The organism is Nocardia coubleae NBRC 108252, assembly GCF_001612805.1.
Classification (GTDB): Bacteria; Actinomycetota; Actinomycetes; order Mycobacteriales; family Mycobacteriaceae; genus Nocardia; species Nocardia coubleae.
In genome coordinates this window covers 207,992-223,019 of record NZ_BDBD01000021.1, presented here as the reverse complement: position 1 = coordinate 223,019, position 15,028 = coordinate 207,992, and the positions used below count along the sequence as shown (strand labels likewise).

Below are 15,028 nucleotides of genomic sequence, written 5' to 3'. Positions count from 1 at the left end.
GTCGTGCAACGGATCGCAGGATGGTGGGACGGCTTCGAACTGTGGGTGGCCGGGCTGCCGTTCATTCCCCAATTCCTCGTCGTCCTGGTCGGCATGGTCCCGATCAGCTTCGCCATCGCCTACGGCCTCGACCGCGCCCTGCGCGCGATCTTCCGGGCGCTCGGCCGCGACGACCGCCCCGAGCTCGCACCCGTCCCGGCGCCGGCTCCGGCACGCCCCACCGTCGGCAGCGGTGCCCGCTGATGCCACGTTCGCGCGTTCAGCTCGCCCTCGTCGCCCTGCTCGTCCTGGTCGTCATCGCCTGGTTCTTCACCAGGTGACCGGCGCGCGCCGATAGCGCACACCGGTCGGCCGGCTCAGTTCTTACGCCAGTCGTCGAAACGTTTGCCCAGGTCGGCGACGGTACGGCCGACTTCCTGGCCGACGGTGTTCACCGCCGATCCCACATCGCGCCCCAGATCGCGCACGGTGCGCACCAGCATGTCCTCGGACTGGTCGAACGACTCGCGGTAGTGGCGGGCCGCCTCCTTCACCTCGTCGCTGATGCGCGCGTTGCGATCCTGCTCGCGTCGCGGATAGGTACCCGAGAGGACCCGGTCGTATTCGCCGGACTGGATCCAGCGGCGCAGTTCGGCGGCGCGCAACACCGAGAACGGATGCGACTGCAATTCCAGGTTGAGCAGCTTGAGCACCCCGTCGCGCAGGTCGCCCGACCGCAGGTAGTCGTCGGCCTGGTCGAGGAAGGCGCCGTGGTTCATCTCCTTCAGCCAGGCGCCGCCCGCCGTCTTCATGTGCACGCGCACCGAGGCGTCCACGTCCTGACAGCACAGCAGCCCCGCGCGGTCGCCGGACAGTTCGGACTTGCGGCTCCACTCCATCAGCGCCGCGACGATCGCGCGCAGCGCCCAGCCACCCACCGGCATCCAGCCCACCGAGGCCGACAACCGCATCAGATGCATCAGCATCGTGCGGTACACGGCGTGCCCGGACAGCGCGTGCCCGAGTTCGTGCCCGACGACGAACCGCAGCTCCTCGGTGTCCATCAACTCGAGCAGGCCGGTGGTGAGCACGATGAACGGCTTGTCCATCCCGATGGTGAAGGCGTTCACCGACGGGTCCTGCAGCACGAACATCTCCGGCGTGACCTGCGCGTCGAGCACGCCGACACAGTCGGCGCGCAACTGGTGCAGGGTGCGGAACTGGCGATCGTCGACCCGCACCGCGGTGGCCAGGTAGAGCAACCGGTGCTGGCGTTCCCGCAGCAGGCTCGACAGCGCGCGCAGCACCGTGTCGAACCCGCTCAGCGACCGCAGTGTCACCAGCGCGGTGCGGTCGGCCGGGTGCTCCCAGGTGCGCGTGCTGATCTCCGGAAAACGTGTCCGGACCCGGTCAGGAGCCATGGTCATGGCTGAAATCCCCCCTCGTTGTTGAACTCTCGTCGATTCGAACCATCATGCACGGATCTGCTACAGTTCGCCTGTGTCATCGAGTGTCGTCCCGCAGATCCGCCATGAATTGGCGTTGATCGCTGTCGGCAACCTCGCTGTCGCCGATATTCTCTGTCGTTGATCGGCCACCGGACACTCCTGCGCGTTTCTTCCCAGTAGACTGGCGCGCGCTTCCCTTTCGCAGGTGTCGTCCGTCACTCCGGGGCCTCGGGCCCGAGTCGCGCCATCTTCTCGACATGCGTCAACCCGCCACAACGAAAACCGTTGTCCGGCAGGTCCTTTCCGAAAGGTTCATCCCGATGTCTCGCATCACCCGATTCGGCTCGCGCCGTCGCGTCGCCGCTGTCGCCCTCACCGCTGTCGCCGCCATCACCGTGTCGGCCTGCAGCGGCGGCGCCAGCGACTCCACCGGCGGTGACTCGGCCGCCGACGGGAGCGCGGGCACCATCAACCTCTACGCCTACGCCGTGCCCAAACCGGGCTTCGACAAGGTCGTGCCCGAGTTCAACAAGACCGAGGCGGGCAAGGACGTCGCCATCCGCCCGTCCTACGGCGCATCGGGCGACCAGTCGCGCAAGGTCAAGGACGGCGCCGAGGCCGACATCGTGAACTTCTCCGTCGAGCCCGACATCACTCGCCTGGTCGACGCGGGTCTGGTCGAGTCGAACTGGAACGCCGACGCGAGCAAGGGCATCCCGTTCGGTTCGGTGGTGACCCTGGTGGTGCGCAAGGGCAACCCCAAGGGCATCAAGGACTGGGACGACCTGGTGAAACCGGGCGTCGAGGTGGTGACCCCGAACCCGTTCAGCTCCGGTTCGGCGAAGTGGAACCTGCTCGCCCCCTACGCGGCCAAGAGCGACGGCGGCAAGAACCCGCAGGCCGGCCTGGACTACCTGACCCAGCTGATCTCGCCCGAACATGTGAAGGTGCAGCCCAAGTCGGGCCGCGAAGCCACCGAGACCTTCCTGCAGGGCACCGGTGACGTGCTGCTGAGCTACGAGAACGAGGCCATCTTCTCCGAGCGCAACGGCGACCCGATCGAACACGTCAACCCGCCGGTGACTTTCAAGATCGAGAACCCGGTCGCGGTGCTCAAGAACGCCAAGAACCAGGCCAAGGCGCTGGCGTTCCGCGACTTCCTGTTCACCCCGGCCGGTCAGAAGGCCTGGGCCGAGGCAGGCTTCCGCCCGGTCGACCCGAAGGTCGCGGCCGAGTTCGCCGACGACTTCCCGCAGCCGGCCAAGCTCTGGACCATCGACGACCTCGGCGGCTGGAAGACGGTCGACAAGGAGCTGTTCGCCCAGGGCACCGGCAAGGTCGCGGTCATCTACGACCAGGCAACCAAGTAGGCCGTGACCCAGCGCACACGTGATACTGGACAACTGTGACTGACAGCAGTGGGCACGCCGGGACCGGGGTCACCCCCGATCCCGGCGGTGCCGCGAAACCCGAAAAACGCCCGGCGGGCCGCCGCTTGTCGTGGCTGCGCGTGACCGGCTCGGTCGGCCCGGTCGGCATCGGTGTCGCCGTGCTGTGGCTCAGCGTCATCGTGCTGCTGCCGCTCGCGGCGCTCACGGTCAGCTCGTTCGAGGACGGCTGGGCCGGCTTCTGGGACGCGGTCACCGCGCCCGCCGCGCTCGACTCGCTGAAGGTGACCATCGGCGTCTCGGTGATCGTCGCCGTCATCAACGTGCTGATGGGCACCCTCATCGCCTGGGTGCTGGTGCGCGACGAATTCCCCGGCAAGGGGATCGTCAACGCGCTGATCGACCTGCCGTTCGCGCTGCCGACGATCGTGGCCTCGATCGTGCTGCTCTCGCTCTACGGCCCGAACAGCCCGATCGACATCCATCTCAACGCCTCCCAGCCCGGCCTCGTGGTCGCGCTCGCCTTCGTGACGCTGCCGTTCGTGGTGCGTTCGGTGCAGCCGGTGCTCATCGAGGTCGACAAGGAGGTCGAGCAGGCGGCGCTCTCGCTCGGTGCGAGCAACTGGATCACCTTCCGGCGGATCGTGCTGCCCACGCTCACCCCCGCGATCATCTCCGGTGGCGGCCTCGCCTTCGCCAGGGCGATCGGCGAGTACGGGTCGGTGGTGCTGATTGGTGGCAACATCCCGCGCGAGACCCAGATGACCTCGCAGTACATCCAGCAGCAGATCGAGGTCGACCGGCCGGTCAACGCGGCCGCTGTGTCGGTGGCGCTGCTGGTGATCTCGTTCGTCAGCCTGCTCGTGCTGCGGCTGCTGGCCGAACGGTCCGCGCGCAAGGAAGAGGCGGCCCGATGAGACTGTCCGCGTTCACCCGGCTGTCGTTGCGTACCGTCGCGCTCGGCTACCTGGCCGTGCTGCTGGTGCTGCCGCTGGTCATCATTCTGTGGCGCACGTTCGAGCGGGGGATCGGGGCGTTCCTCGAGTCGATCACCACGCCCGCCGCGCAGTCGGCGTTCCAGCTGTCGATGATCATCGTCGCCATCGTCGTTCCGCTGAACGTGGTGTTCGGTGTGGTCACCGCGCTGGCGCTGGTGCGAAGCAAGTTCCCCGGGCGCAGCCTGGTGCAGGGCATCGTCGACCTGCCGTTCGCGGTGTCGCCGGTGGTCGTCGGTGTGTCGCTGATCCTGCTCTGGGGTGCCGGTGGTTGGTTCGGTGGGCTGGAGACGCTCGGTTTCAAGGTCATCTTCAGCCTGCCGGGCATGGTCATCGCCACCATCTTCGTGACGCTGCCGTTCGTGGTGCGCGAGGTGGAGCCGGTGCTGCACGAGATCGGCGACGATCAAGAACAGGCGGCCGCCACGCTCGGCGCGTCGCGCTGGCAGACGTTCTGGCGCATCACGCTGCCCGCCATCCGCTGGGGTCTGACCTACGGTGTCGTGCTCACCGTCGCCCGCGCGCTCGGCGAATTCGGTGCGGTCATCATGGTCTCCACCGCGCTGCCCGGCGAATCCCAGACGCTCACCCTGCTGGTGCACGGCCGCTACATCAACGACCACAACACCTTCGGCGCCTACAGCGCGGCCACCCTCCTGATGGGCATGGCGCTGGTCGTACTCCTCCTGATGACTCTTCTCGAACGCAAGCGGGGCACCGAATGATCACCGTGACCAACGCGCGCAAGAACTACGGTTCCTTCGCCGCTCTCGACGACGTCAGCATCGACATCCCCTCCGGCGAGCTGACCGCCCTGCTCGGCCCGTCCGGTTCGGGCAAGTCCACCCTGCTGCGCTCGATCGCCGGCCTGGAGAATCTGGATTCCGGCGTCGTGGTCATCGCGGGCAACGACGTCACCCACGTGCCGCCGCAAAAGCGCGACATCGGCTTCGTGTTCCAGCACTACGCCGCGTTCAAGCACATGACCGTGCGCGACAACGTCGCCTTCGGGCTGACCATCCGCAAGCGGCCGAAGAAGGAGATCGACAAGCGCGTCGACGAGCTGCTCGGCATCGTCGGCCTCGATGGTTTCCAGCACCGGTACCCGGCGCAGCTCTCGGGTGGTCAGCGTCAGCGCATGGCACTGGCCCGCGCGCTCGCCGTCGACCCGCAGGTGCTGTTGCTGGACGAGCCGTTCGGCGCGCTCGACGCCAAGGTGCGCACCGATCTGCGTCAGTGGCTGCGCAGGCTGCACGACGAGGTCCACGTGACCACCGTGCTGGTCACCCACGACCAGGAGGAAGCCCTCGACGTGGCCGACCGGATCGCGGTGATGAACAAGGGCCGCATCGAGCAGGTCGGTTCGCCCGAGGAGGTCTACGACCGGCCGGCCAACGAGTTCGTGATGTCGTTCCTCGGCGCGGTCGCCCGGCTCAACGGTCACCTGGTCCGCCCGCACGACATCCGCATCGGTCGCGATCCGAGCATGGCGCTGGCCGAGCACGAGGGCACCGCCGAGTCGGCCGGGGTCACCCGGGCCACCGTCGAACGCATCGTCCGGCTGGGTTTCGAGGTCCGCCTCGAATTGCGCAATGCCGCGACCGGCGATCAGTTCGCCGCGCAGGTGACGCGCGGTGACGCCGCCGCCCTCCGGCTCAACGAGGGCGAGACCGTCTATGCCCGCGCCACCCGGATTCCGGACCTGCCGCAATCCTGACATCACTCAGGCAAAGGCCCTGCGGCAGTCGTCGCGGGGCCTTTGTTCTTGTACGGATCACCGCAGGTAGTCGGTACCGCCGGTCCCGCGACGCGCCCGCCACGAAGAATTTTCCCGATCTCACCACGTGGGCTCACAGACTGTGCATGACACGGTGTCACAGGTAGAAGCGTTTTTACTGGTGAGTAGCTTGTCCGGCTGCCGCGGCGACGCGCGCGCGGGCCGGCTTCCAGGGGTTCGCGGAGTTGACGTGACCACTCGTAGGTGTAACTATTGGAAACAGTAAACGTCCCTTGAGGAGAGGCAGTGACGACGATGTCTGCGCCCACCAACCCTGACGTCGATCCTGTAGTCGCGGAGGCTCAGGCGTACGCCGAGAAGTTGCTGATGCTGTCCGAGGCTTCGGTGAATCGCCACTTCGACCCGTTCGAGGACATCGACTGGGACAACCCCGAATTCGATCCGGACTACAAGCCGGAGCGCTGGGTGCTTGTCACCTCCGCCGACCCGATCGGTCGCCATCCCTGGTACCAGGCCCTGCCGCTGGACGAGAAGATCGCCATCGGCAAGGTTCGCCAGGCCAATGTCGCCAAGGTCGGCCTGCAGTTCGAGGCCATCCTGATCATCGGCATGATGCAGCACATCTTCAACCTGAAGAACAACGATCCGGAATTCCGGTACTGCTCGCACGAGATGATCGAAGAGCACAACCACACCCTGATGTTCCAGGAGATGGTGAACCGCGTCGCCGACGTGCCGGGCATGAACCCGCTCGTGCGTCAGCTGCGCCACCTGGCAGCCCCGGCCGGTGCGCTGTTCCCGAACTTCTTCTTCATGGCCGTGCTCGCCGGCGAGGAGCCGATCGACCACATCCAGAAGGACATCCTGCGCTCGGGTGACGACATCCACCCGATCATGCGCGGCGTGATGGCGATCCACGTGGCCGAGGAAGCTCGCCACATCTCCTTCGCCCACGAGTTCCTGAAGAAGAACGTGCCCGCGCAGCCCGCGGTCAACAAGTTCGTGCTGTCGATCGCCATGCCGATCGTCATGTTCGTGCTCGGCCGCGCCATCGCGACCCCGCCGAAGACCTTCTTCAAGCAGTTCGAGATGCCCAAGGCGGTCCGCAAGGAATTGTTCTACGGCTCCAAGGAGGCCAAGCAGGTCTTCGCGGACTACTTCATCGACGTGCGCGCCCTGGCCGAGGAGATCGGTCTGATGAACCCGGTCGCCAAGAAGGTCTGGAAGCTGCTCGGCATCGATGGTCCGTCGAGCCGCTACCGGTCCGAGCCCAAGCGCTCCGCGAAGCACGCTGCCTGAGACGATAAATAGATGCCCTACGTTGTAACCCAGTCGTGCTGTAGCGACGCCTCGTGCGTCTACGCATGCCCGGTGAACTGCATTCATCCGACTCCGGATGAGCCGGACTTCCGTACGGCGGAGATGCTCTACGTCGACCCGGCCGCGTGTGTGGACTGCGGCGCCTGTGCCACCGCGTGCCCGGTCGACGCGATCACCTCCTCGAAGAAACTCACCGAAGAGCAGAAGCCCTTCATCGAGATCAACGCCGACTTCTACCGGGTGCAGCGCTCGCGTCCCACGCTGGCCGCACCGGTGATGCCGCCCGCCATCGACACCGAACGCTCGCCGCTGCGGGTGGCGATCGTCGGGTCGGGTCCGTCGGCGATGTACGCCGCCGACGAGCTGCTCACCCAGCCCCGGGTGGCGGTGACCATGTTCGACCGGTTGCCGCAGGCCTACGGCCTGGCCCGGCTCGGCGTCGCGCCCGACCACAAGCGCACCCGCAAGGTCGCCGACCTGTTCGACGTGATGTCGAAGCAGGACGACTTCGGCACCTACCTCGATGTCGAGATCGGCACGCACATCAGCCACGCCGAACTGCTCGAGCACTTCCACGCGGTGATCTACGCGGTCGGCGCGTCGGCGGATCGCAAGCTGAACATCCCCGGTGAGGGGCTGCCCGGCAACGTGTCGGCGACCGACTTCGTCGCCTGGTACAACGGTCATCCCGACCACGCCGAGGACCAGTTCGATCTGAATCAGAAGCGCGTCGTGATCGTCGGCAACGGCAACGTCGCCCTCGATGTGGCCCGCATCCTGACCGTCGACCCGGCCACCCTCGCCGATACCGACATCGCGCCCTACGCCTTGAAGGCGTTGCGCGAGAGCAAGATCGAAGAGGTCGTCGTGCTCGGCCGCCGCGGTCCGGCCGAGTCGGCGTTCACGGTGCCCGAGTTCGTCGGTCTGCTTGCCGCCGATATCGACATCGCGATCGAGGGCGAGCTGCCGCCGGTGACCTCGGATCTGCCCTACAAGGTGGAGCAGAAGCTGCGTCTGCTGCACAGCGTGGCGCAGCGCCCGTTCGGTGACCGCAAGCGCATCGTGTTCCGGTACCTGTCCTCGCCCGTGGAGATCCTCGGCGCCGAGACGGTGACCGGCGTGCGGGTCGAGCGCAACGAGCTGGTCACCGATGCCGAAGGTCGCACCAGCGCGGTGCCGACCGGCGACACCGAACTCCTGGAAGCGGGCGTCGTGCTCACCTCGGTGGGCTACCGGGGCGTGCCGACCAAGGACCTGCCGTTCGACGACGCGCGCGGCGTGATCCCGAACGAGGCGGGCCGGGTGCTCGACGCTCCCGGTGGCGATGTCGTGCCGGGAACATATGTGACCGGCTGGATCAAGCGTGGTCCCACCGGGTTCATCGGCACCAACAAGTCCTGTGCACAGGAAACCGTGCAGCAGCTCGCGGACGACTTCAACCGGGGCGCGCTGCGCGACCCGGCGCGTGCTGCGGGTGATTTCGACAAGCTGGTGCGTTCGCGTCGTCCGCAGGCGGTGGCCGGTGGGGCCGCCGCACCGCGCGCGGCGAGTGGCGGCATCAAGCGCCTGCTCGCTCGCGGCTGATCGAACAGCCGAAGGCCCGCTACACCGACTGCGCGGTGTAGCGGGCCTTCGTCGTTCTCACCGAGTGGTGCTCACTGTGCGGTGAAACCACCGTCGACGGTCACCGCGGCGCCCGTGACGAACGATGCCTCGGCACTGAGCAGGAACGCGCACAGCGCCGCGATCTCGGCGGGCTGTGCGATACGCCCGATCGGGTGCAATGCCGCGATCGCCGCCTCTCCCTCGGGAGTGGCGCCCATCGACGCGCGGAACGCCGGGGTGTCGACCGCACCGGAGACCAGCGCGTTCACTCGCACACCGGCAGCCGCGGTTTCCAGCGCCACCGACTTCGTCAGCCCGACCACGCCGTGCTTGGCCGCCACGTAAGGCGCCACCGAGGCCATCCCGACCACGCCGAGGTTGGAGGCGTTGTTCAGAATGGCGCCGCCACCGGAGGCGATGATCGCGGGCACTTGGTGCCGCAAGCCGTAGAACACGCCGGTGAGGTTCAGCTCCAGGTCGGCGCACCAGGCATCGTCGCCGATCTCGGCGACCGGCCCGAAGGCGTTCACCGCGCCCGCGTTGTTGAACGCGCCGTCGAGCCTGCCGTACTCGGTGAGCGCGGCCTGGGTGAGCCGCTCGACGTCGGCGTCGACGGTGACGTCGGTCGGCACGAACAGCGCGCGCCCGCCCTCGGCCCGGATCTGCTCGGCGACCTGCTCGCCCTGGTCCTTGCCCCGGGCGCCGAGTACGACGGCCGCACCCTCGGCCGCGACCCGCAGCGCCACCGCCTTGCCGACGCCGGAGCTGGCGCCGGTGACGAGGACGACCTGGTCGGCGAAACGAGTGGACATGCGTAGTACCTTCTCTCCCTTGATGTTTCGGAGTCCGTGTGGGTCGGTCTCCCGGACTTCGAGTCAACCGTCGGGCAGCGGTGCGTGCTGGCGGGTTTCGGCCGTTGCGTTGACATGTCACGCTTTCCGGGGGTTATACAAATCGAGCTTTCGGTTTTTCCGGCACGTGTATGCGAACCCGTAGTAAATGAATTGATTACCGGTCGGTAATTACTGTCGTAGCCGTGATAACAAACCGAAAGAATGTATTTTCGGTCCACTTCGGGTGATTACTCCCGGGTAGCTGCTTCTCGGAGTCTGTAAGCGCTCGCGCGGACGTTCAGGGGACTGGACGGTCGACCTCATGGGCTTCTACCTGCGGATATGCGCCCTCTTGCATCCGAGGTGGAGTGTCGGGTATCAATCTCACAGCAATTCGGCCATGTTGCCGTTAATCTAGGCGAGCTGTTTGGAAGACGACCGCGGCCACATGAGTGCGCTCGCGTGCTGGACGTGGTCACGGTGCGTTGACGGGATAGCAAAACAATGACCAGAGGTCTGGGTTTGAGCATCGGCACGGTCAATGCGATTTCGGCGGTTGTCGCCGAGGATCCGGCCAAGCCGACGGTACGCACACGCCGTACCGCCCTCACATTCGACGAAGCGGGCCGCCCCCGCATCGGCGCGATCAACGAATTCGCCTCGGCGATCACGGATTTCGCGGACCTGAGCCGCGAACCGGAGCCGATGGTGATCGCGGGGCGTTTCTACTCCGCCACCAACCTGATCGCCGCCGTTGCCACGGGGCTCATCGAGCTGGCCGAGCCGGCTGCCGGGGTGGTGCTCACCTATCCGGCCACCTACACCGAGAAGCAGGTCGCCCTGCTCGGTCAGGCATTACACCTGGCGGGTGCCGGTCAGGTGCTGCTCGCGCCCGAACCGGTGGCCGCCGCCGAATGGCTCGAGGTCGAACACGGGCCGCTCGCACCGGGTTTCGTACTCGTCTACGACCTGGGCGCCAACAGTCTCGACCTGACCGTGCTGCGCGTCGGTCCCGACTGGCCGCACCACCCGATGGTCGGCACACCCGTGCGGTCCACCGACTTCGGCGGAAAGCCGCTGGGCGAGATGGTCGCCCGGTATGCCGTCGAGTCACGCAACGGCCGCGCCACGGCGACACTCACCTCGATGGTGAACACCGACAGCCTGCGCGCCGAACACATCCGCGACACCTTCCCGCTGGTCAGCAAAACCGTTGCCGCCGCGGGCCTGCGGCTGGCCGACATCTCGCGCATCCTGCTCGTCGGCGGGGCCACACGGCCGCCGGAGGTGGCGCGCACCCTCGCCGATCTCGGCGTCCCGCTGGTGACCGTGGCCGATCCGGGTCAGGTCGTCGCGGCGGGCGCGGCCGCCCTGGCCGCCCGCACCTTCGCACCGGCGCAGCAGAGCGGCAACTCGGCGCCGCACGTGGCCGTCTTCTCCAGCGCCGCAGTGGTTTCCGCGCTCGCGATGTCGGCGATGACGGTGTTCGGCAGCCCGTTCGATCCCGGTCTGACACCCGTCCTCGAACGGTTCCCCGCCCTCGGCGCCCCCGCCGACGCCCTGCTCTACGACATGAGCGCCGACCTGCTCGCCGCCCAGACCACGGGACTGGTCAACACGATCGACCCGGTCACCGGCAAGGTGCGCGTCGTCAGCGCGGCCGCGCGCACCGCGTACGAAATGATCGTCGGTGCGGCGTCGGGGGCACCCGAACGTGGGGCAGCGCAGGCGGATTCCGAGGGTGGCGAACGGTTCCGGGCCGGCGGCGGCGACTGCCGTTCCCCGGTCCTGGCTCGCACGTCCTACGGCGACCCCGCACACTTCGTCAACCCGCTGCCGTTCGACAAGCCTTCCGCCGAGTCGCCGACCAACCCCGGCCCCGGGCCCATCACCAACCCCGGCCCCATCACCGACCCCGGCCCCATCACCGACCCCGGCCCGATCGCCGGTGTCCCCTCGGCGGGATCCCCCAATTCCGGAATTCCCTCCGCCGGAGCCCCGACCATTCCCGGCGACACCTCCCTCCCTGCTCCCGGCACCGGTGCTCCCGACGTCTCGCCTCCCGCCACAGGTGGCATCGATATCGGCGTGTCCGACGGAATCGGCAGCGGCGCCGCGCCTTCCGACAAACCGTACAACCCCGGTGGTACCGGCGGCATCCCATCCGGCGGCACATCCGGCGGTTATCCGGGTGGTACCGATTCGGGTGCGTCGACCGGCGGCACGACCGGCGGAACATCGGGCGGCGTCTCCGGCGGGACATCCGGTGGCGCCTCGGGTGGGACTGCCGGCGGAACATCGGGTGGGACCTCCGGCGGTTCGGACGCAGGCGGTTCCACGGGCGGCGCCTCGGGTGGTGACTCCGGCGGCGCCGGCTCCGGGGGCACGTCCGGCGACAGCAGCTCCGGCGGGTCCACCTCGGGCGGAACGTCCGGTGGCTCCACATCCGGTGGCTCGACCTCGGGTGGCACGTCGGGTGGTTCGACTTCGGGTGGCACGTCGGGCGGCTCGACTTCCGGTGGTACCTCGGGCGGCTCGACTTCCGGTGGTACCTCCGGCGGCAGCGACTCCGGTGGCTCGTCCGGCGGCAACGGCGGTGGAGACGGCGGCGGTTCGCGCCGCTGAGGTCGAAGATAGTATGTCGGGCGGCGGCAGGCATCGACCGGCGGCGGAGCACCCTCGGTCTGTGGCCATCGATCGAAAGTCCTTGGGCTGCAAAGTGGTGCACTCGGAGACCATTCGCACCTGTCGCCGCACACCGATACCTGCGGCCCTATCGGAAATCTGCTGGACCGAGCATCCAGATGAACCGACGCTGCACGGATCTGCGTCCGGGTTCCGCTAGGTGCTGCCGGATCTAACGTTGGTCGCGCACCCCCGGCCGCTGAGAGGCCCAGGGGTACACAGGATTCGGTTGCGCTGGCTGGAGCACGGGTGCGTCAAGGGCAGTGAATTTCAGGGTGATCGGGGGGGCGGCGGGGCAGAATGGGTGGATGGCTGCACTCGGGGGAGCGCCGAAACTGATCGCGCTCGATATCGACGGGACTTTGCTGGAGTCCGGTTGCCCGATCAGCGGGCGGGTGGTCGCGGCAGTGCGGGCGGCGGTGGCCGCGGGGTCGCATGTGGTGGTGACGACCGGACGGACGGTGCTCACCACCCGGCCGGTGTTGCGCGAACTCGGGCTCATCGAGGGGCACGCGCTGTGTTCCAACGGTGCGGTGCAGATCGACGTGGCACGTGGTGAACCCGTCGCGGTGGAACTGTTCGACCCGGCACCCGCCGTCGGCGCGTTGCGAGCGCTGTTTCCCGAGATGATCTTCGCCGCCGAGCGGGTCGGCGTCGGCATCTGGGCGACGGGTCACAGCCCTGGGGAGTACTCGATCGGCGATTTCCAGCTCGTCGACCACCACGTGCTCAGCAGCAAACCAACACCCCGGCTCAACGGATGGTGGCCCGGTGGCGACGTCGCGGAGATGGTGCGCCAGCTCGACAGCCTCGTGGTGCCCGAGACCTCCTGGGTCCACGGTGAATTCGGGCCGTGGCTGACCGTCTCACGTCGTGGCGTGTCGAAGGGCTGGGCGCTGGAACGCCTCCGGTGCGCTCTCGGCGTCGACGCCTCGGCGACGCTCGCCATCGGCGACGGCTTCAACGATCGCGAAATGCTGCGCTGGGCGGCACATTCGGTCGCCATGACGGGCTCACCCGACGACGTGCTCGCCATGGCCGACGAAGTCACCGGTCACGTCACCGAGGACGGTGTCGCCACCGTCCTCGAGCGCTGGTTCTGAGCTCAGGAGCTCAGCGCCGCCTCCCGCGCGGCCGTCATCGCCACGAAATGCGGGTTGTACATGATGCCGAGGACGTTGCCGAAGGGATCGAGGACCGACGCCGTCACGAAACCCGCTCCGTCGCCGTGTTCGGTGATCGGTTCGTATTCGGTGGCGCCGAGTTCGAGCAGCCGGGTGAGGGTGGCGGCGAGATCGTCGACGTGCCAGTACACGATTCCGCCGCCACCGGGTGCATTGCGGGCACCGGCCGGCGCGTACGCCCGGTTGATGATGCCGAGTTCGTCCTGCCCCGGGCCGAGCCGGAACTCGTAGTAGCCGCCCGGCACCTCGTAATACGGTGCGAGGCCGAGGAATTCGGTGTACCAGTCCTTGGCGGCGGTGAGGTCGTCGGCGTAGTAGGTGGTGGTGGCCATTCCGCGCAACATGTCTGCTCCTGGGTCGGTGTGCTGGTGTTTCCCTGAACTCTGCCAGGCAAAGTGCTCACCGAATGAGCACTTTCTTCGGCAGAATCATGGGTATGCGAGCGGACCGATTGGTGGCGACCCTGTTGTTCATGCAGGCGCGGGGCCGGGTGACGGCGGCCGAGGTGGCCGCCGAACTCGAGGTGTCGGTGGCGACGGCTCGCCGCGACCTCGAGGCTCTCTCGGCGGCGGGCATTCCGGTGTATCCGCAAGCCGGACGGGGAGGTGGGTGGTCGCTGATCGGTGGCGCGCGCACCGATCTGTCCGGACTCACGGCGGGGGAGACCAGGGCGCTGTTCCTGCTCGCGGGCCCGGCGGCCGCCGCGGCTCCCGAGGTGAAGTCCGCCTTGCGCAAACTGGTCAGGGCCTTGCCGCAGACCTTCCGTGCCGACGCCGCGGCAGCCGCCGACGCGGTGGTCGTCGACCCGGCACGCTGGGGAAGGCCCGACCCGCAACCACCCGCCGTCCTCGACACATTGCAGCGTGCCGTGGTCGATCGACGACGTGTCCGCATCGAATACGCGCGGGCGGGGCAGGCCACGATGCGCACCGTCGACCCGTGGGGCCTGGTCGAGAAGGAAACGATCTGGTACCTGCTAGCGGGGACCGAGCGAGGTCAGCGCACCTTCCGTCTCGACCGGATCGGCGCGGTGACCGTTCTCGACGAACCCGCCGAGCGACCAGCCGACTTCGATCTGCACGCCGAGTGGTCCCGGGTGGTCGACCGGATGGAGCGTCGCCGCTCGGCCGTCGCCGCCCAGGTCGCGGTGTCCGAGCGCTTGGCTCCCATCCTCGCCGATCAGCAGGGCCGCAACTGCACCCTGGTCGGCAGCACCGGCGACGGCCGGGTGCTGGCCGAGATCACCGCCGACACGCCCAAGATGGTCGCCCGCCAGCTCGCGGGCTGGGCGGGCGACATGGAGGTGCTCGGCCCCGCCGAGGTGAAAGCCGAATTGGTGGCTATCGGCGCGGAACTGATGCGCGTTAACAGTTCACAACCTGGTGAACCCGGTCAATAGCGGCCGCACAGTCACCGCCCCGACCGGCCCCGACCGCAATCCCTCGAGCACCGCGTCCGACATCTCCCCGAAGGTCTCGAACGACTCGATGGTGCAGTGCGCCATCACGTCCTGGATGTAGGGGTCCGACATCTGCCAGTGCGCGAGAACCGCTTCCGAGTCCGGATAGAGCTGGAAGCTGTGCGCCAGCCCGGCCTCGCATCGAGAAAGACCTGCACCATCAGCTGCGGTCCGTGCTCTCTGACGAAGGCCACGGCACGCCGCACGGCCTCGCCGAACTCCTTGGTGTGCCCCTCGGTGATTCGCATGGTGTTGTGAAACAGGATGCTCATGAAGTCATCGTGAAACCTCGAGCGTGGTTGATGTCAAGGCTGTCGTCCGATGGTTCGCCGGTGGCTTCGAGCAGGATCGGCGAGGGTGGAGAACGCGACGAGTCGGTACCGCGCCTGGCGCA

15 protein-coding genes are annotated in these 15,028 nt (G+C 67.7%); 11 read left to right on the top strand and 4 right to left on the bottom strand.

The window, feature by feature from the left end:
• The first annotated feature begins 3 nt into the window (after positions 1 to 3).
• On the top strand, positions 4 to 243 hold the full coding sequence (locus NCO8_RS23875) for a hypothetical protein (protein WP_067642389.1): 240 nt from the start codon (positions 4 to 6) through the stop codon (positions 241 to 243).
• Positions 244 to 356: 113 nt separating this feature from the next.
• Here the strand turns inward: NCO8_RS23875 and NCO8_RS23870 are convergent, their stop codons facing one another.
• Positions 357 to 1,406 carry a M48 family metallopeptidase gene (locus NCO8_RS23870; RefSeq protein ID WP_067642332.1) on the bottom strand — a complete coding sequence of 350 codons (1,050 nt, stop codon included), beginning with the start codon at positions 1,404 to 1,406 and terminating at the stop codon, positions 357 to 359.
• A gap of 73 nt (positions 1,407 to 1,479) precedes the next feature.
• Between NCO8_RS23870 and NCO8_RS32920 the strand changes: the two genes are divergently transcribed.
• The 7 genes from NCO8_RS32920 to NCO8_RS23840 all read left to right on the top strand — a co-directional run bounded on the left by NCO8_RS32920 (position 1,480) and on the right by NCO8_RS23840 (position 8,452).
• On the top strand, positions 1,480 to 1,569 hold the full coding sequence (locus NCO8_RS32920; protein ID WP_312032668.1) for an Ms4533A family Cys-rich leader peptide: 90 nt from the start codon (positions 1,480 to 1,482) through the stop codon (positions 1,567 to 1,569).
• A gap of 178 nt (positions 1,570 to 1,747) precedes the next feature.
• Entirely contained in the window at positions 1,748 to 2,797 is a 1,050-nt protein-coding gene (locus NCO8_RS23865; RefSeq protein WP_067642331.1) for a sulfate ABC transporter substrate-binding protein, read from the top strand.
• 35 nt (positions 2,798 to 2,832) lie between these two features.
• Positions 2,833 to 3,732, top strand: a complete 900-nt coding sequence (gene cysT, locus NCO8_RS23860) for a sulfate ABC transporter permease subunit CysT (RefSeq protein ID WP_067642330.1) — start codon at positions 2,833 to 2,835, stop codon at positions 3,730 to 3,732.
• Positions 3,729 to 4,535 (top strand): sulfate ABC transporter permease subunit CysW, encoded by an 807-nt coding sequence (cysW, locus tag NCO8_RS23855; RefSeq protein ID WP_067642329.1) that lies wholly within the window; start codon positions 3,729 to 3,731, stop codon positions 4,533 to 4,535. The genes cysT and cysW overlap by 4 nt, the downstream gene beginning before the upstream one ends.
• Positions 4,532 to 5,527: a sulfate/molybdate ABC transporter ATP-binding protein gene (locus tag NCO8_RS23850; protein WP_067642328.1), complete on the top strand. Its 996-nt coding sequence runs from the start codon at positions 4,532 to 4,534 to the stop codon at positions 5,525 to 5,527. The genes cysW and NCO8_RS23850 overlap by 4 nt, the downstream gene beginning before the upstream one ends.
• Before the next feature lie 306 nt (positions 5,528 to 5,833).
• Positions 5,834 to 6,847: an AurF N-oxygenase family protein gene (locus tag NCO8_RS23845; RefSeq protein WP_370465790.1), complete on the top strand. Its 1,014-nt coding sequence runs from the start codon at positions 5,834 to 5,836 to the stop codon at positions 6,845 to 6,847.
• A 12-nt stretch (positions 6,848 to 6,859) separates the two neighbouring features.
• Complete coding sequence (locus NCO8_RS23840) at positions 6,860 to 8,452, top strand: FAD-dependent oxidoreductase (protein ID WP_084457418.1); 1,593 nt, start codon at positions 6,860 to 6,862, stop codon at positions 8,450 to 8,452.
• A gap of 71 nt (positions 8,453 to 8,523) precedes the next feature.
• Here the strand turns inward: NCO8_RS23840 and NCO8_RS23835 are convergent, their stop codons facing one another.
• Positions 8,524 to 9,285: an SDR family NAD(P)-dependent oxidoreductase gene (locus NCO8_RS23835; protein ID WP_067642326.1), complete on the bottom strand. Its 762-nt coding sequence runs from the start codon at positions 9,283 to 9,285 to the stop codon at positions 8,524 to 8,526.
• Positions 9,286 to 9,810: 525 nt separating this feature from the next.
• Between NCO8_RS23835 and NCO8_RS31540 the strand changes: the two genes are divergently transcribed.
• Both NCO8_RS31540 and NCO8_RS23825 read left to right on the top strand, forming a co-directional pair.
• Complete coding sequence (locus NCO8_RS31540; RefSeq protein WP_067642325.1) at positions 9,811 to 11,931, top strand: Hsp70 family protein; 2,121 nt, start codon at positions 9,811 to 9,813, stop codon at positions 11,929 to 11,931.
• A 368-nt stretch (positions 11,932 to 12,299) separates the two neighbouring features.
• On the top strand, positions 12,300 to 13,094 hold the full coding sequence (locus tag NCO8_RS23825; RefSeq protein WP_067642324.1) for an HAD family hydrolase: 795 nt from the start codon (positions 12,300 to 12,302) through the stop codon (positions 13,092 to 13,094).
• Positions 13,095 to 13,096: 2 nt separating this feature from the next.
• Here NCO8_RS23825 and NCO8_RS23820 read toward each other — a convergent pair whose 3' ends face one another.
• On the bottom strand, positions 13,097 to 13,519 hold the full coding sequence (locus NCO8_RS23820; RefSeq protein WP_067642323.1) for a VOC family protein: 423 nt from the start codon (positions 13,517 to 13,519) through the stop codon (positions 13,097 to 13,099).
• 92 nt (positions 13,520 to 13,611) lie between these two features.
• On the opposite strand from NCO8_RS23820, the gene NCO8_RS23815 reads away from it, so the two are divergent.
• Positions 13,612 to 14,574 (top strand): helix-turn-helix transcriptional regulator, encoded by a 963-nt coding sequence (locus NCO8_RS23815; RefSeq protein WP_067642388.1) that lies wholly within the window; start codon positions 13,612 to 13,614, stop codon positions 14,572 to 14,574.
• Here the strand turns inward: NCO8_RS23815 and NCO8_RS32190 are convergent.
• Entirely contained in the window at positions 14,548 to 14,706 is a 159-nt protein-coding gene (locus NCO8_RS32190) for a hypothetical protein (protein ID WP_210740700.1), read from the bottom strand. The genes NCO8_RS23815 and NCO8_RS32190 overlap by 27 nt on opposite strands.
• Positions 14,707 to 15,028: the final 322 nt, after the last annotated feature.

Bases quoted from the DNA above. Each gene is read 5' to 3' on its own strand.
- NCO8_RS23870 (WP_067642332.1), bottom strand. From the start codon at position 1,406: ATGACCATGGCTCCTGACCGGGTCCGGACACGTTTTCCGGAGATCAGC.
- NCO8_RS23865 (WP_067642331.1), top strand. From the start codon at position 1,748: ATGTCTCGCATCACCCGATTCGGCTCGCGCCGTCGCGTCGCCGCTGTC.
- cysW (WP_067642329.1), top strand. From the start codon at position 3,729: ATGAGACTGTCCGCGTTCACCCGGCTGTCGTTGCGTACCGTCGCGCTC.
- NCO8_RS23850 (WP_067642328.1), top strand. From the start codon at position 4,532: ATGATCACCGTGACCAACGCGCGCAAGAACTACGGTTCCTTCGCCGCT.
- NCO8_RS23840 (WP_084457418.1), top strand. From the start codon at position 6,860: ATGCCCTACGTTGTAACCCAGTCGTGCTGTAGCGACGCCTCGTGCGTC.
- NCO8_RS23835 (WP_067642326.1), bottom strand. From the start codon at position 9,285: ATGTCCACTCGTTTCGCCGACCAGGTCGTCCTCGTCACCGGCGCCAGC.
- NCO8_RS31540 (WP_067642325.1), top strand. From the start codon at position 9,811: ATGACCAGAGGTCTGGGTTTGAGCATCGGCACGGTCAATGCGATTTCG.
- NCO8_RS23825 (WP_067642324.1), top strand. From the start codon at position 12,300: ATGGCTGCACTCGGGGGAGCGCCGAAACTGATCGCGCTCGATATCGAC.
- NCO8_RS23820 (WP_067642323.1), bottom strand. From the start codon at position 13,519: ATGTTGCGCGGAATGGCCACCACCACCTACTACGCCGACGACCTCACC.
- NCO8_RS23815 (WP_067642388.1), top strand. From the start codon at position 13,612: ATGCGAGCGGACCGATTGGTGGCGACCCTGTTGTTCATGCAGGCGCGG.
- NCO8_RS32190 (WP_210740700.1), bottom strand. From the start codon at position 14,706: ATGTCGGACCCCTACATCCAGGACGTGATGGCGCACTGCACCATCGAG.